This is a genomic window from Dyadobacter sp. BE31, assembly GCF_031457695.1.
In the GTDB taxonomy this organism is placed as follows: Bacteria; Bacteroidota; Bacteroidia; order Cytophagales; family Spirosomataceae; genus Dyadobacter.
This window is the reverse complement of record NZ_JAVDXA010000003.1, coordinates 821372-839637: the sequence shown is the minus strand read 5'-3', so window position 1 is coordinate 839637 and position 18266 is coordinate 821372. Positions and strand designations below refer to the sequence as shown.

Genomic DNA, 18266 nt, shown 5'->3' with positions numbered 1-18266 from the left:
CGGACTACTTTCTGGATGCGCTGGTTTGCAGTTGTTCGGCCGGGAAACCGTCGGCTTTCAGCTGCTCAAAACCGCCGATGTTGTAATAAGAGTGAAAACCGAGTGTTTTAAGGGTATCGGCCGCCTTCCCGCTACGGTTGCCGGAACGGCAATAGAGGTATACCGGCTTGTTTTTATCGAGTTTGGCGATCTGCGTCTTAAAGTCCGGACCGTTGAAATTGATATTTTGGGAATATTGCAAATGCCCGCCGTCGAACTCCTCGGGCGTACGCACATCCACAAGGTAGGCCTTTCCGGCCTTGATCTGGGCCAATGCCTGCGGATCGGGTTTAACAACGTTTTTAGGCGCGGGATGCTGCGCCTGCACGGCCACGACCGATGCCAAAAAGAGGATGATCAGAAAAGATAGCTTTTTCATGAGATACGATAATCTATTATTTTCATAGATTTAATATACAAAACTAGGAAATTAAACTGCCCGTCAACGATTTCCACGCGGAGACGTATCCGAAAATCCGACATTATACCACCAGGCATTTTCGACCGGCCTGGTTAATGCGATCGATTGGGAGTTGTCAGTGCAGGGCTAATTTGCGAACGATACAGAGTATACGAGCAGCTGACTATCCAAAATACCTACAAAGGCCGCTGCTTCCTCACGATGCTGAGCTTCACGCCCGCCAGTTCCGTAACCACCCGCACACAATGCCCGTGCTCGTAGCTGTAAACACTCTCCTTCCCGTTGGGCAGCTCCACGCTGTAACTGCCGTTGCCCAGCTTCCTGATCTTGCACATCGCCCCGAACTTCTCGGAATATACCGCCTGCACCTGCGCCGGCTCCTGGTAATACAGGCCCGTGATCGTGTGTGCAATCGGCGCCACCACTTCCCATTTGCGGTTACGGTCGGTTTTTTCCGATAAATCGAAGCGATAATGCTGCGAGGCTAGCCGCGTGGTAACCGTCTGCTCGCGCCGTTTGCCATTCACGGTCTGCTCGGTCAGCGAACTGTGGAGGGTACCCTCCGAAAACTGGTTTTCCGCCACAAAACTGCCGGAAAAAAACGGTACGCTGAACTCCGCCTCGATCCGCTTGCGCAGCCGCGCGCCGTCGTCCTGCGGCAATACTTTCACCGATCCGATGGTATGCCCGGCCATCACCACGTCGAACGTCGCGACCTGGGCGTATCCGGCCAACGACGCCAACAGCAGCAGTATCAATAGCGTTTTCTGCATAAGAGGTCAATTTTGAAGATGTGTCGTTAACAAATCGCGTAGCGATGTAATATTGGTAGATGTGAATAAATCAGTCGACCGAAAATCCCGTCAGGGATGCAACAGCATAGTACCAAATCCCTGTTGTTACATGCCCAAAAGGCATTAACAGAATGTTCCTCAATCTTATATTTATTTGATTTTAAATGACCGAATAGCCAAAATGTGGTCAGGTATTGTCATTGATAGTCAGAAATTGTACGGCATACATGTTTAAAACGAATGTGTACGTTATCTAAGCCATCTGACAACACCTGACAACACCTGACTATTCCTGACTATTCCTGACAATACCTAACCAGTTACCCATTCACTTCGACAGCTCGCTGCGCTGGTCGCTCGACTTGAACAACGGGTAACCCAATTGCACGTACCACGGCTCTTCCTGGTAATCTTCGAGCCCGATGTGCTCCGAAAACTCCCTGGTGATTTTGGCCGTCCCAAACAGCATGTCCCAGATAAAGAACATGTTACCATAGTTTCCGTTGATCACCCCGATACCATCGGCGTCGGTGGCAGCGTGGTGTGCATGGTGCGTCGCAGGGGTGGAAATGGTGCGTTCGAGTACCCACATCACGGGGTGCAGCCATTTAATCGCGTAAAGCGGTTTATCCCAGCGCACGCTCGAATGCGCGGAAATACCGATCAGCGCTTTGAAAAAATAGCCTATCAGGAACGCCTGGCCGAAACCGAGGAATATGAGGACCGTCGACACGATACGCGGCGGGAACAGCAGCAGGTACACCCACGAATTGCGCCCGGTGAGGAATACGCTCATTTCGGGCGCGCTGTGATGCACGCGGTGGCCCTTCCACAGCCACGTGTAGGTATGCGCGGCACGATGCCACCAGTATTGCGTGAAATCTTCGAGTAATGCCGTAATGAGGACGCCCGCCCATAGCGGCACGTTTTCGAATACATTATAATAGTCGGCGAAGAAGTAGTTGAGCACGTAGGCCGACAGCAGGAAACTAAGCGGCCGTGTGATGATACTCGACAGGAAAAGTCCTGCAAAATTGATATACCACTCATTTCTAGACCATTTCTCACTTTTGTAAAGGCCTGTAAATGCTTCGGCAAAACTGATCACTGCAAAAAGAATGAGGATTTCGTAATAAATATGGCTGTCTGTGAATTTCATGTTGCATAGAAAGTCTGTGTCGCGCGGGTGGCGGGCGACGTATTGGTAATGGGAAAACAGGAAGGCTTACCGGCGGGCGCCGGCATGCAGGGACTCAGTTAGCAACAACAACAGCCTGCTCCATGAGAAGCAAATGGTACAGCCGCGGGCGCCGCTGCGTAGCGACGGCCGGAAAAAGGGGCATTATGTGTAGTTTTAATCGAACGCATATGCGATGTCGTTAAAAAATGGACACAGCTTCGGGTGGTTCTCAGCTCGATTGAATGATCAGATTGCATGCAAAGTTAATGTAACAGCCACTTAACTTCCAAGCATTTGCGCAAAAAAGTATTTAAACTCTATGGATTTAATAGATTTAAATCAAAACTGACTCAGTCAACGCTTCGGAAAATGCCCATAGCTCACGTGCGAGGGCCCGGCTTTTTGCTTTGGCGGAAGATCTCGCCGGCTTTCCATTGGCAAAATACTGCCCCGTAACGTCGTTCAGTTCCGTTGCCGTGGCCACGTGTACAATGCCCGCGGCGGCTTGTTCAGGGGTACGGAAAAACGGCTTGAAAACTTTCATAAACCACGCGGTAGCCCCGTTTCCATTACCGCCGAAACTACTCGAAACCGTTCCGGGATGCACGGCATTGGAAGTGATGCCAAATGGCGCCAAACGCTCCGAAAGCTCGTTGGAAAAAAGGATATTGGCTAGCTTGGAGCGACCGTAAATCACCAGGTCATGGTAATGCGGCGGATTGGCCAGCTTGGCCGTCTGGTACCTGAATGCGAAGAAATGCGCCTCGGATGCTACATTCACGACTTTCGCCGATTCTGCCGCTTTAAGTAAATCGACCAGGCCGATGGTGAGTATAAAAGGCCCCACGTGATTGGTAGCGAAGGTCATTTCGATGCCGTCGTCGGTCGTTTCGCGATGCTGGACGATCAGCCCGGCATTGTTGATCAGTAAATCGATCTGTGCATAGTTGTCCCGGATCTCATCCACGGCCCGTTTGACGGACGCAATGCTGGAAAGGTCGCATTGGATAAAGCCGGTGTTCACGGAATGCCCGATTTCCCGTTGCAGCTCATGGGCCTTTGCCGCATTGCGGGCTACCAATATCAGATCATAGCCCCGTCGTGCGAGTTCGAGGGCGGTAAAGCGGCCGATGCCCGAAGTGGGCCCGGTAATCAGTGCTGTTTTACGCATTGAATTCAATAAAAATGTCGCAGGTAATGCTATCGGAAATAACGGTGGCTCTGGCGCCTAAGGTAAGAAGGGAACCGGAGATATGCTCCAATCGGGGCCGCTTTTTTCTATCTTTGATAAATGCATACCGAATTCGAACACTACATGGCCTCCCAATCCGGCCTGCCCGCCGGGACGATCAGGCAGATCAGCAGCCTGGCTACCTTGCGGCACCTGCACAAAAACGAGGCGTTGCTCACCGCCGGGGAAATATGCCGGCACAAAACATTTATTGGCAGCGGCCTGCTTCGGACTTACCATATCAAGCCGGACGGCAATGAGCACATTATCCATTTTTCACCCCAGCACACCTGGACGCTGGACGTCGAAAGCTACGACAAGCGAGCCCCGTCGCTGGTAAATATCGAAGCCGTGGAACGCAGTGAAGTGTTGCTTTGGGCCAAGCCTGATTTTGATAAATTGCTGAAAGATATTCCGGAGCTCAAAACGTTTTCGGAGCGGCTCATTGCCCGTACCATTTACAGTAACCGCAACCGTATCCTAACCATTCTGAGCGGCACTCCCGAGGAACGTTACGCCGATTTTGTAAATACCTACCCCGATTACCTCGCGCGCCTGCCCCTGCGCATGGTGGCTGCTTACCTCGGCATTTCCCTGAAAACCCTCACACGCATACGCCACGCACAGCTGCAACGCGGGGCTCAAAGTATGGTCAAATGACCTTGTTTGCCCATTAGCAGGATATCAATTTTGCATCAAACAAAATTGAAACCAACATGCGTGTATTTGTAACAGGGGCCTCAGGATTTGTAGGCTCCGCCATTGTAGACGAACTTTTAAAGAACGGCCATGAAGTACTGGCCCTTGTGAGGTCCGAAAAATCTGCCGGTCAGCTGGCGGCCACGGGCGCAACGCCGCTCCAAGGCGATGTGAACGATCCGGCAATACTACGCCGTGGTGTGGCCGAATCCGATGCAGTGATCCACACCGCTTTCAACCACGATTTTACCCAGTTCAAGGCAAGCTGCGAGGCCGACCGGAAAGTCATCGCGACATTGGGGCAGGCACTGGCGGGATCGGGAAAGCCGCTCGTAGTCACCACCGGAATGGGCCTTTTGCGCTACGACCGGCCCGTGACCGAGGACGATGTATTGAATGCGAAGTCTGACGAAATCCCGCGCGCGGCTACCGACGAGGCGGCGCACGCCGTAGCGGCCCAGGGTGTGGACGTGTACCTGGTGCGCCTGCCTCCCAGCGTACATGGCGCGGGCGACCATGGTTTTGTGCCCATGATCATCGGCATTACCCGGGAAAAAGGCGAATCGGCCTACATGGGGGACGGCAGCAACCAATGGCCGGCTGTACACCGGCACGATGCAGCGGTACTATACCGGCTGATTGTTGAGCAGCGCCCGGCCTTGAAAGTGCTGCACGCTGTGGCTGAGCAAGGCATTCCGTTCAGGGAAATCGCCCGGGCGATCGGTACCGGCCTGGGGCTGCCTGTGGTAAGCAAAACCGGAGATGCAGCAGCGGCCCATTTCACCTGGTTCCAGCATTTTGCAGCCATCGGCTGTGTGGCTTCGAACGCGAAAACCCGCGAGGTGCTGGGCTGGCACCCTACTGCCCCAGGGCTGTTGGAGGACATCGCGACGGCCGGCTACCTCTCAGCATCGTAGCACCATCCCGGTCTTTCGGAAACGGCTTTCGACAAGTTCATGTTTCAACCGCCACCGCCTGGCAACCGCAACCGGCTGACAATGCGACGAAATAGATTTTCACTATTGAATCATAGAATTAATCGATTTTGACAATCAATTTCAGTATTATACCTTTATCCCGCTGCACAAATACCAGAGGCAGGCAATATGGTTTAACACATGAACTTATCGTAATGGAAAACGGATCAAACGACATTAGCAAATGTCCATTTCACAACGGGACACTGAATCACAATGTAGGCGGCGGCGGTACCAGAAACCGCGACTGGTGGCCAAACCAGTTGAAACTGAACATTCTGCGCCAGCATTCGTCCCTCTCCAATCCGATGGGAGAACAATTTGACTACGCGGAAGCGTTCAAAAGCCTCGATCTGGAAGCAGTTAAAACAGACCTTCATGCACTGATGACCGATTCGCAGGACTGGTGGCCGGCCGACTTCGGCCATTACGGCCCCCTGTTCATCCGCATGGCCTGGCATAGCGCGGGTACCTACCGCGTGTTTGACGGCCGCGGCGGCGGTGGCTCGGGCCAGCAGCGTTTCGCTCCGCTCAACAGCTGGCCGGATAACGTCAGCCTCGACAAGGCTCGCCGTTTGCTTTGGCCTATCAAACAAAAATATGGCAACAAAATTTCCTGGGCCGATTTGATGATCCTCGCAGGAAACATCGCACTCGAATCGATGGGCTTTAAAACATTCGGTTTTGCCGGTGGCCGTGCCGATGTATGGGAAGCCGATGAAGACGTATATTGGGGATCGGAATCGACCTGGCTTGGTAACGATCGCCGCTATGCGCATGGCAAGCCGGGTCTCGACGAGCAAGGCGTAGTGTCAAGCGATGAGAACCCAAATGGCCAGACGCACTCCCGCCACCTCGAAGAACCGCTGGGAGCGGCGCATATGGGGTTGATTTATGTAAACCCGGAAGGCCCGGACGGCAACCCCGATCCGATTGCCGCTGCGCACGACATCCGCGACACGTTCGGACGGATGGCGATGAACGACGAAGAGACCGTTGCATTGATCGCCGGTGGCCACAGTTTTGGTAAAACGCACGGTGCAGCCCCTTCCGATCATGTCGGAGCGGAGCCCGAAGGTGCGGACCTCGAACACCAGGGATTGGGATGGAACAACAGCTTCGGTTCCGGAAAAGGTGCTGATACCATCACCAGCGGCCTGGAAGTGATCTGGACCACCACTCCTACTAAATGGAGCAACAACTTCTTCGAAAACCTGTTTGCATTCGAATGGGAGCTCACCAAAAGCCCCGGCGGTGCGCACCAGTGGGTGGCCAAAGACGCCGGTGATATTATTCCAGATGCTTACGACAGCGCCAAAAAGCACCGCCCTACGATGCTCACTACCGATCTCTCGCTGCGTTTTGACCCGGTTTACGAGAAGATTTCAAGACATTTCCTTGAAAATCCGGACGCATTCGCAGATGCATTTGCCCGTGCGTGGTTCAAACTCACGCACCGCGACATGGGCCCGCGTGCCCGCTACCTGGGCCCGGACGTACCAGCGGAAGTGCTGATCTGGCAAGACCCAATCCCGGCAGTTGACCACGAACTGGTAAACGAAAACGATATAGCAGGCTTGAAAGCCAACATCCTCGCATCCGGCCTGAGCGTTTCCGAACTGGTTTCGACAGCATGGGCTTCGGCCTCGACATTCCGTGGCTCCGACAAACGCGGTGGCGCAAATGGCGCCCGTATTCGCCTCGCTCCGCAGAAAGACTGGAAAGTGAACAATCCGGCGCAGCTGCAAAAAGTACTCGGTACGCTGGAAAGCATTCAGCAGGAGTTCAACAGCACACAGGCAAGCGGCAAGAAGATTTCACTCGCCGACCTGATCGTGTTGGCTGGTGCAGCCGGGGTTGAAAAAGCTGCCCAGGACGCTGGTCATGCTGTTATCGTTCCATTCACACCTGGCCGGACAGATGCGACACAGGAGCAGACCGATATTGAATCGGTAGGCTACCTGGAACCGATCGCCGATGGCTTCCGCAACTACCGCGGTGTGAAATCCAGCGTGATGACCGAAGAATTGCTGGTAGACAAAGCCCAGCTGCTCACACTTACCGCTCCTGAAATGACCGTCCTGCTGGGAGGTTTGCGGGTATTGAATACCAACTTTGACGGTTCTAAAAATGGTGTGTTCACACAGCGCCCCGGTGTACTTACCAATGATTTCTTCGTGAACCTGCTGGATATGAATACTTCCTGGAAAGCGATGGGGCCGGATAGAGAAACCTACCTGGGAACCGACCGCGCCAGCGGTCAACCCAAATGGACCGCTACCCGCGCCGACCTCGTATTCGGCTCGCATGCGGAACTCCGGGCGATCGCCGAAATATACGGCAGCTCCGATTCCGGGGCGAAGTTCGTCAAAGACTTCGTGGCAGCATGGAACAAAGTAATGAATCTCGACCGGTTCGATCTGGCCTGATTCATTCAAAATTCACCTTGAACACAGCCGGCCGGGAGCGATTCCCGGTCGGCTTTTTAATTTCGGCGCGCCAGTACGCCCCTCAGCTTTTCGTAGTCGATTTTAGAGTTGTGCCGCGGGTCTCTCGGAATTTTAGGGATAAAAATAACGTCCCCGAATGCCTCCGGTAACGACCCGATCGCCGCCGCAACAGCATCCCGCCGAGTGCTATCACCCAGCTCGATCACCGCTGTAAGCTGTCCGTTCAATTGCATCACCGTGCCCATTTCCACGCCGTTGATCGCCTGGAAGCGGTTTTCAAACAGGAATGTCGATAGCAGTCCATTCGGTGTGCGGATCAGCGACGCGCACCTGCCAGTGAGGAACAGGTTGCCATTAATGAAGCCGCTATCGCCGGTGCGGTGCCAGCATTTGTCACCAATAAAAATTTTATTGCGCTGCAATGCCTCAGGGTTGTTCAGATAATCCCGCAGCACATGCTTTCCCGAAACGATGATCTCCCCGATCCCGCCCGGGGCAACTTCCAGGGCCGAGAGTGCCTCTTCGTGCGGTACGGTAATGTTATCTTCGGTAATCGCGATGATTTTTACGGTCGCTGCCGGTTCCACTTTCCCTACATTCAATCCCCTGACCGTTTCGGAGGCGATCAGCTCATCGATGGCGATCATACTCATAGGCTCCGCCTCGGTTGAGCCATACACAATGCCGATGTGCGCCTGCGGGAATGCCTCGCGGTACGTGCGGGCCTCGGCCGGAAATACGGGTGCACCACCGGTCAGTATTTTTTGTATGGTATTCAAAAACAAATCATTAGCCTTCAAATACCGCGATAATTGCTTGACAAAAAACGGCGAAGCGATAATGGAAGTAATGCCTAGCCCGCTGATCTGGCCCGCTATGCGCTCTGGTTTCATGGTATCGGGCTTGCGCGGATTGAAATCAGCGATCACCGATGTGACGCCAGCGCCCAGGTTAATGAGCAGAACAATAGGTAAAACCGGCATACAAATATCCCCAGGGCCCGGATCGATGAGGGGTATCAGTGCCTGGAACTGTTCAAAAAGCAGGCCGTGCGTCCTGATAGCCGCTTTCGGCGTGCCCGTGCTGCCGGTCGTGAATGTAATGAGGGCAATATCGCCCCGCTGGGTTTCGGGAAACGACGGAACAGCCTGGTCCGCATCGTACTTCAAACCCAAATGCAGCGGAATCGACCGCAAACCGGGTAAAAGCCGAGCCAGCACGCGCCCTTTGAATGTCCCGATAAATGCGGCGCATTGCGCCAGCCGGCAGCATTCGACGAGCCGTTTCACGCTCACCCATTCGTCCAGAAACACCGCTATCGCCCCGATGCGGAACAGCGCCAGCACGGTCCGGTACAGGTCGTCGCCCATGGGCACGAACACGAGCACGCGATCACCCTTACGGATACCCTTGCGCAGGAAATGCGCGGCGGTCTGTGCTACGGCCGTTTCCAGCGCTCCGAATGAAATGCTGTTTTCACGGTAAATGATCGCGGGTTTGCCCGGGTTAGTGCGCGCTGCCTCGTGAAAAAGATCAACGATATTGAACCGGTCAGGTAAGGAGTTTTCCATACAAAACGTAGTTTCTGTAATGGGTACCGGAGAAATGCGTGGATAACTTCGTGGAAGTGCCCTGCTCGTAGATGAACGAATGAATGGCACTGGTATAGCCCAGCTCCACGGCTTTGTGGTAAATTAAATTGCCGATCACGTGCCCGAGCCCTCTCCATTCCGGAGCCGGATGCCGGGCCAGGGTTTTGACGATCAGCGTTTTGCTTTCCGTATTGTAAAAATCATGAATACAGAAGAAATATCCCACCAGGTTACCCGCTTCGTCCTCGGCCAGCAGTGTGAGTTCGGGATTGATATAAGCCTTTGTTTGCAGATATTTTTTCAAAAAGGCCTCCCGGCTGATGGGCGTGTAAAGGAAATTAGTCCTGAAAGCCAGCAGGTTAAAATCATACAAACGATTAACCTCCGCTTCAAAATCCGAAAGATCAATCGGCCTGATCGTAACGCCCTGGGCTTTCAACTCCTGCTCCCGGGCGAGTATGTCGGGATTATCCAGCTCCATACCACGGTCAATGTTGCTGTAATAATGCGCAATCGGCTCTAAACCAGCTGCTTTGAATTGCCTGTTATAATACAAATGGTGATGCGGTTCGGTAAAAAACAGCGGATTGACGTGATCGGCCAGGAAACGGTAACCCTCCCAGGTGCTGCCGTTCATAGGGCCGATCAGACAGGTACCTCCCCAGCTTTTAACCTTGGAAACAATGTGCAGCAGCAATGCGGAAGCATATTCATCGCGGTCGGTGCATTCGTAATTTCCAACTGAAAACGCATGCCGACCAGCATACTGCATCAGCGGATTATCATAAATACTCGCCCTCGCAACGACATTTTCGCCATCTTTTACCAAAAAACACACTTTCAGAAAGTCGGCCGGAATGGTTTCCGGGGTTCTGAGCCGAATACTGTCCGGCGGATAGATGCGTCCGGGCAGTTCTGTAAACAAATGAAAATCGGGCTGGCCTGGGCCGGTTTCGGTGATCGTGATCATCATATCAGACAGAGGGTTGATACCACACTTGCAGGAATGGTAAAGTTATCCATCCCCTTGACACCCAAGGCCTCCGCTATCGTGGCTACGGCTGGAACCAACACAAGCAGCAGCGTGCCGGAATGCACATCGTTGAATGTCGAAACGGTAACGGCCGTCACCAGCAATGCGCTCACAAAAAAAGCCAGCGAACCTGCCGCCGATTTGCCGCCACCCATTACCTGATACTTCCCGAATGGGAAACGTTTCCCGACCAGCGCCGCTACCGGGTCGCAAATCGCGAGGACCAGGATCGGCAGGTAGAAAACAATAAGGCCCCTGTCCGCCATTTGAAATACCCAAAAAAGCGCGTAAACGATGATAGGAAACAGGATGCTGCCATACGAAAAACGATCGATCGCATTGATGGAAGGCAGCCAGCCGAATTTCAAACTGGCCAGCAGAATCACCAGAAAGCTCGCGCAGAGGAACAAAACCTGCCAATGACTGACCAGTACAACAGGGAAAAGTAATGTGAGCAGACCGGTGCCAAAGTGTACGATCTTGCGCGTCCATTCAGCCCTGATCTTCCCGAAATGGTACAATAATTCGGCCAGGCCAAAGAGTGCAAGGAAGCAGCAGGCGAGAATAAGCGGGGGAACGATTTCTTTCATAGCTATGCAATGTGGCACATTACGGAGCAACCCGGTCGACAATGAAACCCTTGTAAAAAAAGCCTTTATCGATGGCTGTCAGGCGTTCTGACTCGGCCTGTATGTGTTCGACATCTTCGGGTAAAATCTGCGAAATCCGGCGTGGTACCATCAGGTTCCAGTAAGCCAGCCGGCCGTCCTGTTCCGTACCGGCAACGAGCGTGCGGGCCGTTTCGCGGAACAAGCCGGCATCCATATATTCAAAAATATCGGAGAGGTTCATACAATGGAATTTACCGTAGTGCGCAATGGCACCCTGCGCGTAGCATTCTTTCAAATGCAGCCGGTCGAGGTTGGCACGCACCCGCGGATAGTGCTCCTTTTGCAGGTAATGTGGCAGAAGCTCGTCGAAGCGGCCGGTGAGGGTGTACCGCAAAATATAATTGTCCTGCGCGGCCACCGAAGCGAGCTGAACCGCAGCCTTTTCGAAAATAAACTCTGAAACAGAACCCTGGACCTGTTTCTGAAACTCGGGATCGCGCCCGTATTTGCCCATCACATACCTGCTGAAAAAGATACGGAACAACAGCCGCCAGCGCCAGGTATTCCAGTGGTTTTGGTAAAAATTTGCTTGCTCCTCTGCCGTTTTCGTTTTAAAAAGCGCTTCCACCACACGCCTCGAATGAATCCAGGGCAGTATTTTGCCGCTGAAAAGTTGAAAATACCGTTCGAATTTCCCCTGGTGAATGACGCCGTTGGTAATCAGCGCCAGGTTCGACTCCCAGTAGGCCCGGGTGGCGCTGCTCAACTGGCTTTTCAGCGCCTGGAAGCATTGCAAACGGCTCTCCGAATGCCTGAAACCGAGAAAGCCCAACGCCCCTTCCCATTCCAGGTTTTGAATGCAAACCTTCTTCAATTCGATCAGAAAAAGCTGGGTAGGATTAATATCGACTGCCACCACCAGTTCGGGATCGGTAACGAGGAAGGAAAAACTGTTATCCCCCGCGGAACCGATCGAAAGCACCTTGCTACCCGGCGCCGGCGAAAGCCCCGCCAGCAGAATATCCGCATCCTCCCAGCAGTTGGCGTAGCGGATAATATCAAAATTGACCCTTTTCGTTAAATCCTCTTTCGTCATCGGGAAATAGTCCTGATTATGCCCGTACTGCCATCCATTTCAATTTCATCACCTGTTTTGAGGTTTTTCAGCAGGCCGGTTACCCCCACAATGCACGGCTTGCCCATTTCGCGGGAAACAATCGCCGAGTGGCTCAGCAGGCTGCCCCGCTCCACGATAATGCCCGATGCTCCCGGAAAAAGGGTAACCCAGCCGGGGTCGGTACTGGTGGTCACGAGGATGTCGCCGTTCAGCGAAGATACCTCCGCAGGATCGGCCACTACCCTCACCCGCCCCGTTACCCGCCCTGGTGAGCAGCCTATGCCCTTCAAGTCGCCCTCCGGCATTTCGACCCGATCGATGCTGAAAAAATCGTTACCGTCGTAGGGCACGCCATAGGTCGCGAACCGCTCCGAAAGCGGGCCCAACTGCTGATAATGCTGAAATGCCTTCTGCCGCAGTGCCACGAGGGCCTTAATATCCTGCGTCACCGCCGTGCCTTCTATATAGCTGAAAATTTCCTCTTTGGTGAGGTAAAAAATATCCCTGGCATTGCCCAGCAGGCCATCGGAATAAAACCGCTTCCCGATGTAGGTAAAAATCTCCCGCACGATCCCGAATGCACGCGTACGCTCGTAGCGCAGGTTCTCGCGGGCGCTGACGAGCTCGCGCGTGTAGCGCAGCGTAAGCTGCATTTTCCATCGGCCGATGGTTTTGCCTTTCAAATGCTTCGCTATTTCCCGTTCGGCATTTGTACGGATCACATCTTCCCGCTCGCCCGAAAACTGCGAACCGGTAATGCCCGTTTCTACGTAGGATTTCAGCACCTTAACGAACCGCGCCGGCTCCTGGCCGTAGGAGATCGTTTCGAGCTTCAACTCGCCTACGCACCGCTCGCCAAAATCGGCAATGTAACGGTCGATTTCGGCCTTGACGGCAATGAATTCCGGATCGTTGCTGGTGCTCAGCGTTTCGTGAATGACATGTTCGTTTTTTGCCACAAACAAATCCTTCAACGCCGGCACCGCGGCAATGCGCGCGGCGATGGCAATGCTGCGATGCACTGGCTGCACGGAAATAATGTCGTTGCTCCCGCAAAGCAGGTCGTTATGGAGGTTGGGGTTACCGCCGCCTGTAAACTGCTCGCATTGTTTTTGGAGCATCCCGAACCATATCATCGCAAAAAAGTCGTTCAGCAATGGGGCTTTCCATTCGAGCAGCAGCTTACGTTCGAAATTGAGATACAAATGCATGAGCTCGTCGGCGCTCTTCTCCGCGAAAGGGATTGCCTTGTATTCGGTGATAGTACTCTCCACGAGCTGCATAAATTCCCGTCGTTTCCGCGGCAGCGCCCTGAAACGGAACAGCATTTGCACAGCCATTTTCGCAATGCTCCACCATGCCCTTCCTTTCGGCAAACGGTAGGATTCGGGGATATCGAACTGCTCCTTCACCCCCATCATTTTCTCCATGTACCGGGCATTAATGCTGTAACCCGGCAGCATAGCCAGCATGTGGTACCAGGTTTTAAGGTTATAGTAAACCCGGCCGTTCAAAAAACCGAGCGTATTGGCAAATACCCTTTCATTTTTCCTGATAACCAATTCACTTACACCCAGATAAGCGCTAAAAAGCTTGTAAGCCACCTCATAAGATTTGCTGATAAAAGAGAATGTCAGCGGAGTGGTGACGCCGGGGTAGGATTCAATAATGTTACTGTTATCCCAAAGAATGTAATTGCCCGCAGGTCCGGCCTTCAGTGTAGTAATGGGCCTGGTTTGCAGCAAATAAATCTGATCGTTCCGGACGGCGAACTCGATGTCCTGCGGCTGGCCCAACGCTTTTTCGAGCGAGTCGAGTATCCGGCCAAGCTGACGAACCTGCCCGTCAGTAAGCGCCGGGGTTTGTCTTCCATCCGCCGGGACGGATTGTACTGCATTCCCTTCCAGCACAAATTCGTCGGCATTGACCTCGCCTGAAACCAGGCGATCGCCCAGGCCGGAAACCGCATTAATGACCTTCTGCTGCCGGTTACCTGTGAGCGGGTTAGCGCCAAAAGCTACACCAGCCGCATCCGCATCGACCATTTCCTGCACAATCACCGCCACGCCACCAGCATCCGAAAGCCCGTGATGTTTCCGGTAGGCCATTACCCGTTCCGAAAACGCGGACTGCCGGACATCCGCTATACGCGCTGCCAATTCATGGGGCGCTACACACAGGTAACTATCAAACTGCCCCGCAAAGGAAAACGCCGCGCCATCTTCCGCGGCCGCCGATGAGCGCACCGCAAAATGGCGGGTTCCCTGAAAAGAATCCAGCAAACCGGTAATAAGCTCAGATTCGGAAATATCGGCACGCAAAGTTTCCCACGGGATCACGACAAAATGCGGCACAGGCAAGCCGAGCTCCTTCAAACGAAACAGGTTTCCCGCCTTGCCGCCAATGGTGGCGCCGGATGCATTGTGAGGTTCGGTATCGGAAATGAAATGCATCATTGGAACAGCAATTTTGAGATCATCGGCCCCGCACCCAGTGTAAGATACATCGCGATCGTCCAGAGCGCCGATGCATATTCGACCATTTTTGCAAGTTTTGGGGTCCTGGTCTTCCAAAACAATGCTGCCGGCAGTGCGCAAACGAGAAACACAATCCCTAAAACCGTCAGCACCACATACCCATAACCGGCAAATGCCGAAGCGGCCATGCTGAGCAAAAGCGTCACCGTAAGCACAGCAAGCCATAATCCGATAGCCTTTGGAACACCCAGCAAAGAAGTATAGGTGAGTACCCCTTCCGACTCCTGTTGCGGGGCGCGGATCTTGCGGCCCACTTCCAGCACAATGCCGTTCATATAGGATACTGCAAAAAAGAAAAACAGGCCTTCGGGTGCCTTTACACCTGCGAGGAGCCAATCGAGCCCGCTGGCATAAATGTCGACCAGCGGGATGATGAACATATGCGAAGTAACGTACCAGAACTGATGCTTTTTGAGCCATTCGGCCACAAAAAACTCTTTCCCCATCAGCGACAGGTACCCGACTACCACCGCGTATATCCAAAGCATTTTGGGAAAGAAAATCAGATTTACGAAGATTTGCGCAATAGCGACCACGATGCCCGTCAACGCCAGCTCGCGGAATGTGACAAGCCCGCGGGGAACGGGCAGCTCTTTCCGGAACCGGGCGTCATCTTCCGCGTCTTTGAATTCGTCGAAGATCCTGACCAGCAGGAAAAGGGATATCGTCGTAAAAATCCCGACTGCAAATGTTTTTGTATCCACAAACCCTTCCGCGCCACGGCATATGCGTGAATAGGAAATGGCTGAGAAGCTAAATGCCGCCACGAGCAAGCCGTGCCCCAGCAATGGAAACCGCTCCTTTTGGTAAATATAAAACCGGCGGAAAAACGGCGCGCTGTTCTCCCCGGCGTGGCTGAATGCATTTCCCTGAGCCGGTAGCTTCATCTCTTCCGGCCGAATTTCTGGTGTGCCGCCGTGAACCGGCCCGCCGAAAGCGCTGCCGCAATGGATATTTCGCCCGCCAGCACCAACGCGCCGCATATTTCGGCAAACTTCCGGGTCTTGCCGGAACCGGCGCATCCGATCAGTTCGAGGCATTCCTTTTGAGTAGGTAATGCCGTACCACCGCCGACCGTCCCGACGATCAGGTTGGGCAACGTCACCGACACGTACAGGCCGTCGTCGGCCGTAAGTTCCATGCGCGTAATGCCCACCGAAGCCTCCGAAACGCAGGCCACATCCTGCCCGGTAGCGATAAACAGGGCCGTAAGGCCGTTGGCATAATGCCCCTGCGCGCCGATAGAACCGCTTTGGATCGTGCCGATCGTCGATGACCGCCAGTATTCCGCCATCGCCTCAGGGCTTGTTTTCAACACGTCGTGTACGATTTTTTGCGGGAGCGTGATTTCCGCAGTGACTTTCTTGCCCCGCACATTCGCGAATGACTGGGAAGTCGCCTTTTTATCACCTGAAAAATTGCTTTCGATAAACCAGAACTGAGGCTGTACCGGGGCATTCTGAATAATGTACCGGCAAATGGCGTCCGTGCAGATCGTCACCATGTTTTGCCCGGAAGCGTCGCCCGTGTGATATTCGAATGTAAGAATGAGGTGGTTGCCTTCAATATTGGATTTCATGTCGATCAGCTTCGCATAGCGGCTGGCCGACTCGGTAATGCGGCGGAACTCTTCGAGCTGGCTGATAATCCACACCAAAAAAGTGCCCAGATTACCCAGGTTATCGAACTTGAAAACCGGCGACCGCTGTACCCCGTCGATCAGGCATACCGACGTAGCGCCTCCTGCCAGGTAACATGCCCGTGCACCGCGATGGTAGGATGCGAGCAGGCTACCCTCACTCGTCGCCAGCGGTATGTAAAAGTCGCCTTTCGCCATGGAGCCGAGCACCGACACCGGGCCGATCACCCCGGTGGGCACCATCGACATCCCAATGTAGTTCTCAATGTTCCCTTCCAGCCTGGAAACATCCGAAAACGGCTGCTTCCCGCTCAGGTAGGGAAAATCCTGGTCCGTTTTTTCCAAAAGAAATGCGAGCCGCTTCCTGATCCCCTCGACCGAAACCGGGATTTCGGAGGGTAAACTTTCCGGTAGCGATTTACTTAACGGCTTATTTTTGATCTCGTCCAGAAGCTGTTCAAGGTCTTGCAGGGCGCTCATGGCATGAAGCGCCTTTTTCGTGGTTTCGCTGGTTGAAGACATAGGATAGACAAGTAATTGATAGCAAAGGGCTTGCACCAATGAGCACACCCATTGGCATCCGCTAACATACTAAATTTCACATACCTATCATACCATCACTTAGTAAACAGAAAGGCTTGCCCAGCCTGCGTAATGGTCGCTTCTTTTTGCTCCGGCCGGAACTCCATGGTAAGGCCTACCGCGTCAATCTTAAACACATCCTTTTTGACGGGCGTCAGCAGAAATGTCGGCTGGCCGGTGGGTTGAAAGAACAGCTTGTTGTCCTTATGGCTGATCGTCACTTTCAACGGGATTTGCTTGCTCTCGTAAACGCCCAGGTACGGCTCGGCCTCCTGTGGGCTAACCTGCATGGCATTGAAGTCGGGGATAATGACCGGTACCTTATAGTAAGCGCTCAGCATAGCTATGAGGATGTCGTTCAACGGATAATCCACCCCATTCGAGAAAACAGCCCCGGCCAGGCTATCACCGGGGAAATAAACCATCATGGTCTGGAAACCGTCCAGGCCACCGGTATGGCCGTACCCTTTTTTCTGGTAAAAAGGCATAGGCGCCAGTCCTATTCCAAATATGTCGACGATCTTGGTCATTTGGGTCAGACTCTGCTGCAATACCAGCTTACCGGTAAAAAGCGCATTCACGAACGCTAATACATCGCCCGGAGTCGACACGATTGCCCCTGCACCTGCCGGCTGGCTTAGATCGGTTTCCACCTGCTTTTCCCAGCGTTTTGAAAACGAGTAGGAATAAGCATCCCCGCGGGCCGGGTCGATCTTCCCGCCAAAACTGGTGTTTTTCAAGCCAATGCGGGCAAGAATCCGCTCTTGAAGGTTCTTTTCATAGGACTTTTTAGTCACGTCCTCGATGATGTATCCCAGAAGAATATAACCGGTATTGCTGTACTTTGCCTCCGCGTCGGGAACGAAGTCGGGTTTATATTTGCCAAAAACAGCCAGCATTTCGGCGTGTGTCCTGGGTTGTGTCTGCTGTTTCCAGTAAGCCTCGTCATCGGTAAAATTGTGGATGCCGCTCCGGTGACGCAGCATCATTTCGATCGTGATCTGGCCTGCATTCGGGATGTCAGGGAAGTATTTATCCAAATGCGTATCCAGCGCAAGCTTTTTCTCTTCTACCAGCTGCATGATCATCGTTGCGGTGAAGGTTTTGGTAATGGACCCGATGCGGTAGCGGGTTTCCGGCGTCGCTTTTACTGTCCGTGCGCTGTCGACCACCGCATAGCCGATGGCCCGCTCGTACACTTTCTGTCCTTTGTGCGTCAGCAGCACGCTCGCCATCGATTTATTGTGCACGGCGAGGGAGTCGAAAAGCCGGTCGAGATCCGTGGTATTGATTTGCTGGGCCGATGCAGAAAACGCGAAAAGCAATGCGACGATCGGTATCAGTTTGATTTTCATGAGAGGATA

15 protein-coding genes and 1 pseudogene are annotated in these 18266 nt (G+C 53.4%); 3 read left to right on the top strand and 13 right to left on the bottom strand.

Annotated features, from left to right (window positions below; all coding sequences use genetic code 11):
* Positions 1-4: 4 nt before the first annotated feature.
* The 4 genes from J2Y43_RS19295 to J2Y43_RS19280 all read right to left on the bottom strand — a co-directional run bounded on the left by J2Y43_RS19295 (position 5) and on the right by J2Y43_RS19280 (position 3605).
* Positions 5-418 (bottom strand): rhodanese-like domain-containing protein, encoded by a 414-nt coding sequence (locus J2Y43_RS19295; protein WP_309985838.1) that lies wholly within the window; start codon positions 416-418, stop codon positions 5-7.
* A gap of 218 nt (positions 419-636) precedes the next feature.
* On the bottom strand, positions 637-1233 hold the full coding sequence (locus J2Y43_RS19290) for a DUF6134 family protein (RefSeq protein WP_309985834.1): 597 nt from the start codon (positions 1231-1233) through the stop codon (positions 637-639).
* A 349-nt stretch (positions 1234-1582) separates the two neighbouring features.
* Positions 1583-2413 carry a sterol desaturase family protein gene (locus J2Y43_RS19285; protein ID WP_309985831.1) on the bottom strand — a complete coding sequence of 277 codons (831 nt, stop codon included), beginning with the start codon at positions 2411-2413 and terminating at the stop codon, positions 1583-1585.
* Between the two features lie 355 nt (positions 2414-2768).
* Positions 2769-3605, bottom strand: a complete 837-nt coding sequence (locus J2Y43_RS19280; RefSeq protein ID WP_309985828.1) for an SDR family oxidoreductase — start codon at positions 3603-3605, stop codon at positions 2769-2771.
* Between the two features lie 120 nt (positions 3606-3725).
* Here J2Y43_RS19280 and J2Y43_RS19275 point away from each other — a divergent pair, with 120 nt between their 5' ends.
* From J2Y43_RS19275 to katG, 3 genes are all read left to right on the top strand, one after another.
* Positions 3726-4325: a Crp/Fnr family transcriptional regulator gene (locus J2Y43_RS19275; protein ID WP_309985825.1), complete on the top strand. Its 600-nt coding sequence runs from the start codon at positions 3726-3728 to the stop codon at positions 4323-4325.
* Between the two features lie 56 nt (positions 4326-4381).
* Positions 4382-5281: an SDR family oxidoreductase gene (locus J2Y43_RS19270; RefSeq protein ID WP_309985822.1), complete on the top strand. Its 900-nt coding sequence runs from the start codon at positions 4382-4384 to the stop codon at positions 5279-5281.
* 215 nt (positions 5282-5496) lie between these two features.
* Positions 5497-7770 (top strand): catalase/peroxidase HPI, encoded by a 2274-nt coding sequence (gene katG, locus J2Y43_RS19265; protein ID WP_309985819.1) that lies wholly within the window; start codon positions 5497-5499, stop codon positions 7768-7770.
* A gap of 56 nt (positions 7771-7826) precedes the next feature.
* Here katG and J2Y43_RS19260 read toward each other — a convergent pair whose 3' ends face one another.
* From J2Y43_RS19260 to J2Y43_RS19225, 9 genes and pseudogenes are all read right to left on the bottom strand, one after another.
* Positions 7827-9362, bottom strand: coding sequence for an AMP-binding protein (locus tag J2Y43_RS19260; RefSeq protein ID WP_309985815.1), 1536 nt, complete (start codon positions 9360-9362; stop codon positions 7827-7829).
* On the bottom strand, positions 9343-10356 hold the full coding sequence (locus J2Y43_RS19255; RefSeq protein ID WP_309985812.1) for a hypothetical protein: 1014 nt from the start codon (positions 10354-10356) through the stop codon (positions 9343-9345). Before J2Y43_RS19255 ends, J2Y43_RS19260 begins: the two co-directional genes overlap by 20 nt.
* On the bottom strand, positions 10353-11006 hold the full coding sequence (locus tag J2Y43_RS19250; RefSeq protein ID WP_309985809.1) for a hypothetical protein: 654 nt from the start codon (positions 11004-11006) through the stop codon (positions 10353-10355). Before J2Y43_RS19250 ends, J2Y43_RS19255 begins: the two co-directional genes overlap by 4 nt.
* A gap of 19 nt (positions 11007-11025) precedes the next feature.
* Positions 11026-12123 (bottom strand): DUF3419 family protein, encoded by a 1098-nt coding sequence (locus J2Y43_RS19245; RefSeq protein WP_309985805.1) that lies wholly within the window; start codon positions 12121-12123, stop codon positions 11026-11028.
* Complete coding sequence (locus J2Y43_RS33640) at positions 12120-12449, bottom strand: PEP-utilizing enzyme (RefSeq protein ID WP_409014461.1); 330 nt, start codon at positions 12447-12449, stop codon at positions 12120-12122. The genes J2Y43_RS19245 and J2Y43_RS33640 overlap by 4 nt, the downstream gene beginning before the upstream one ends.
* A gap of 1416 nt (positions 12450-13865) precedes the next feature.
* Positions 13866-14597: pseudogene (locus tag J2Y43_RS33635) on the bottom strand (PEP/pyruvate-binding domain-containing protein); the annotation flags it as partial.
* Positions 14597-15568, bottom strand: a complete 972-nt coding sequence (locus tag J2Y43_RS19235) for a hypothetical protein (RefSeq protein ID WP_309985798.1) — start codon at positions 15566-15568, stop codon at positions 14597-14599. The gene J2Y43_RS19235 and the pseudogene J2Y43_RS33635, both read right to left, overlap by 1 nt.
* Positions 15565-16842 carry a hydroxymethylglutaryl-CoA reductase gene (locus J2Y43_RS19230; protein WP_309985794.1) on the bottom strand — a complete coding sequence of 426 codons (1278 nt, stop codon included), beginning with the start codon at positions 16840-16842 and terminating at the stop codon, positions 15565-15567. The genes J2Y43_RS19235 and J2Y43_RS19230 overlap by 4 nt, the downstream gene beginning before the upstream one ends.
* A 95-nt stretch (positions 16843-16937) precedes the next feature.
* Positions 16938-18257: a serine hydrolase domain-containing protein gene (locus J2Y43_RS19225; protein ID WP_309985791.1), complete on the bottom strand. Its 1320-nt coding sequence runs from the start codon at positions 18255-18257 to the stop codon at positions 16938-16940.
* Positions 18258-18266 lie beyond the last annotated feature (9 nt).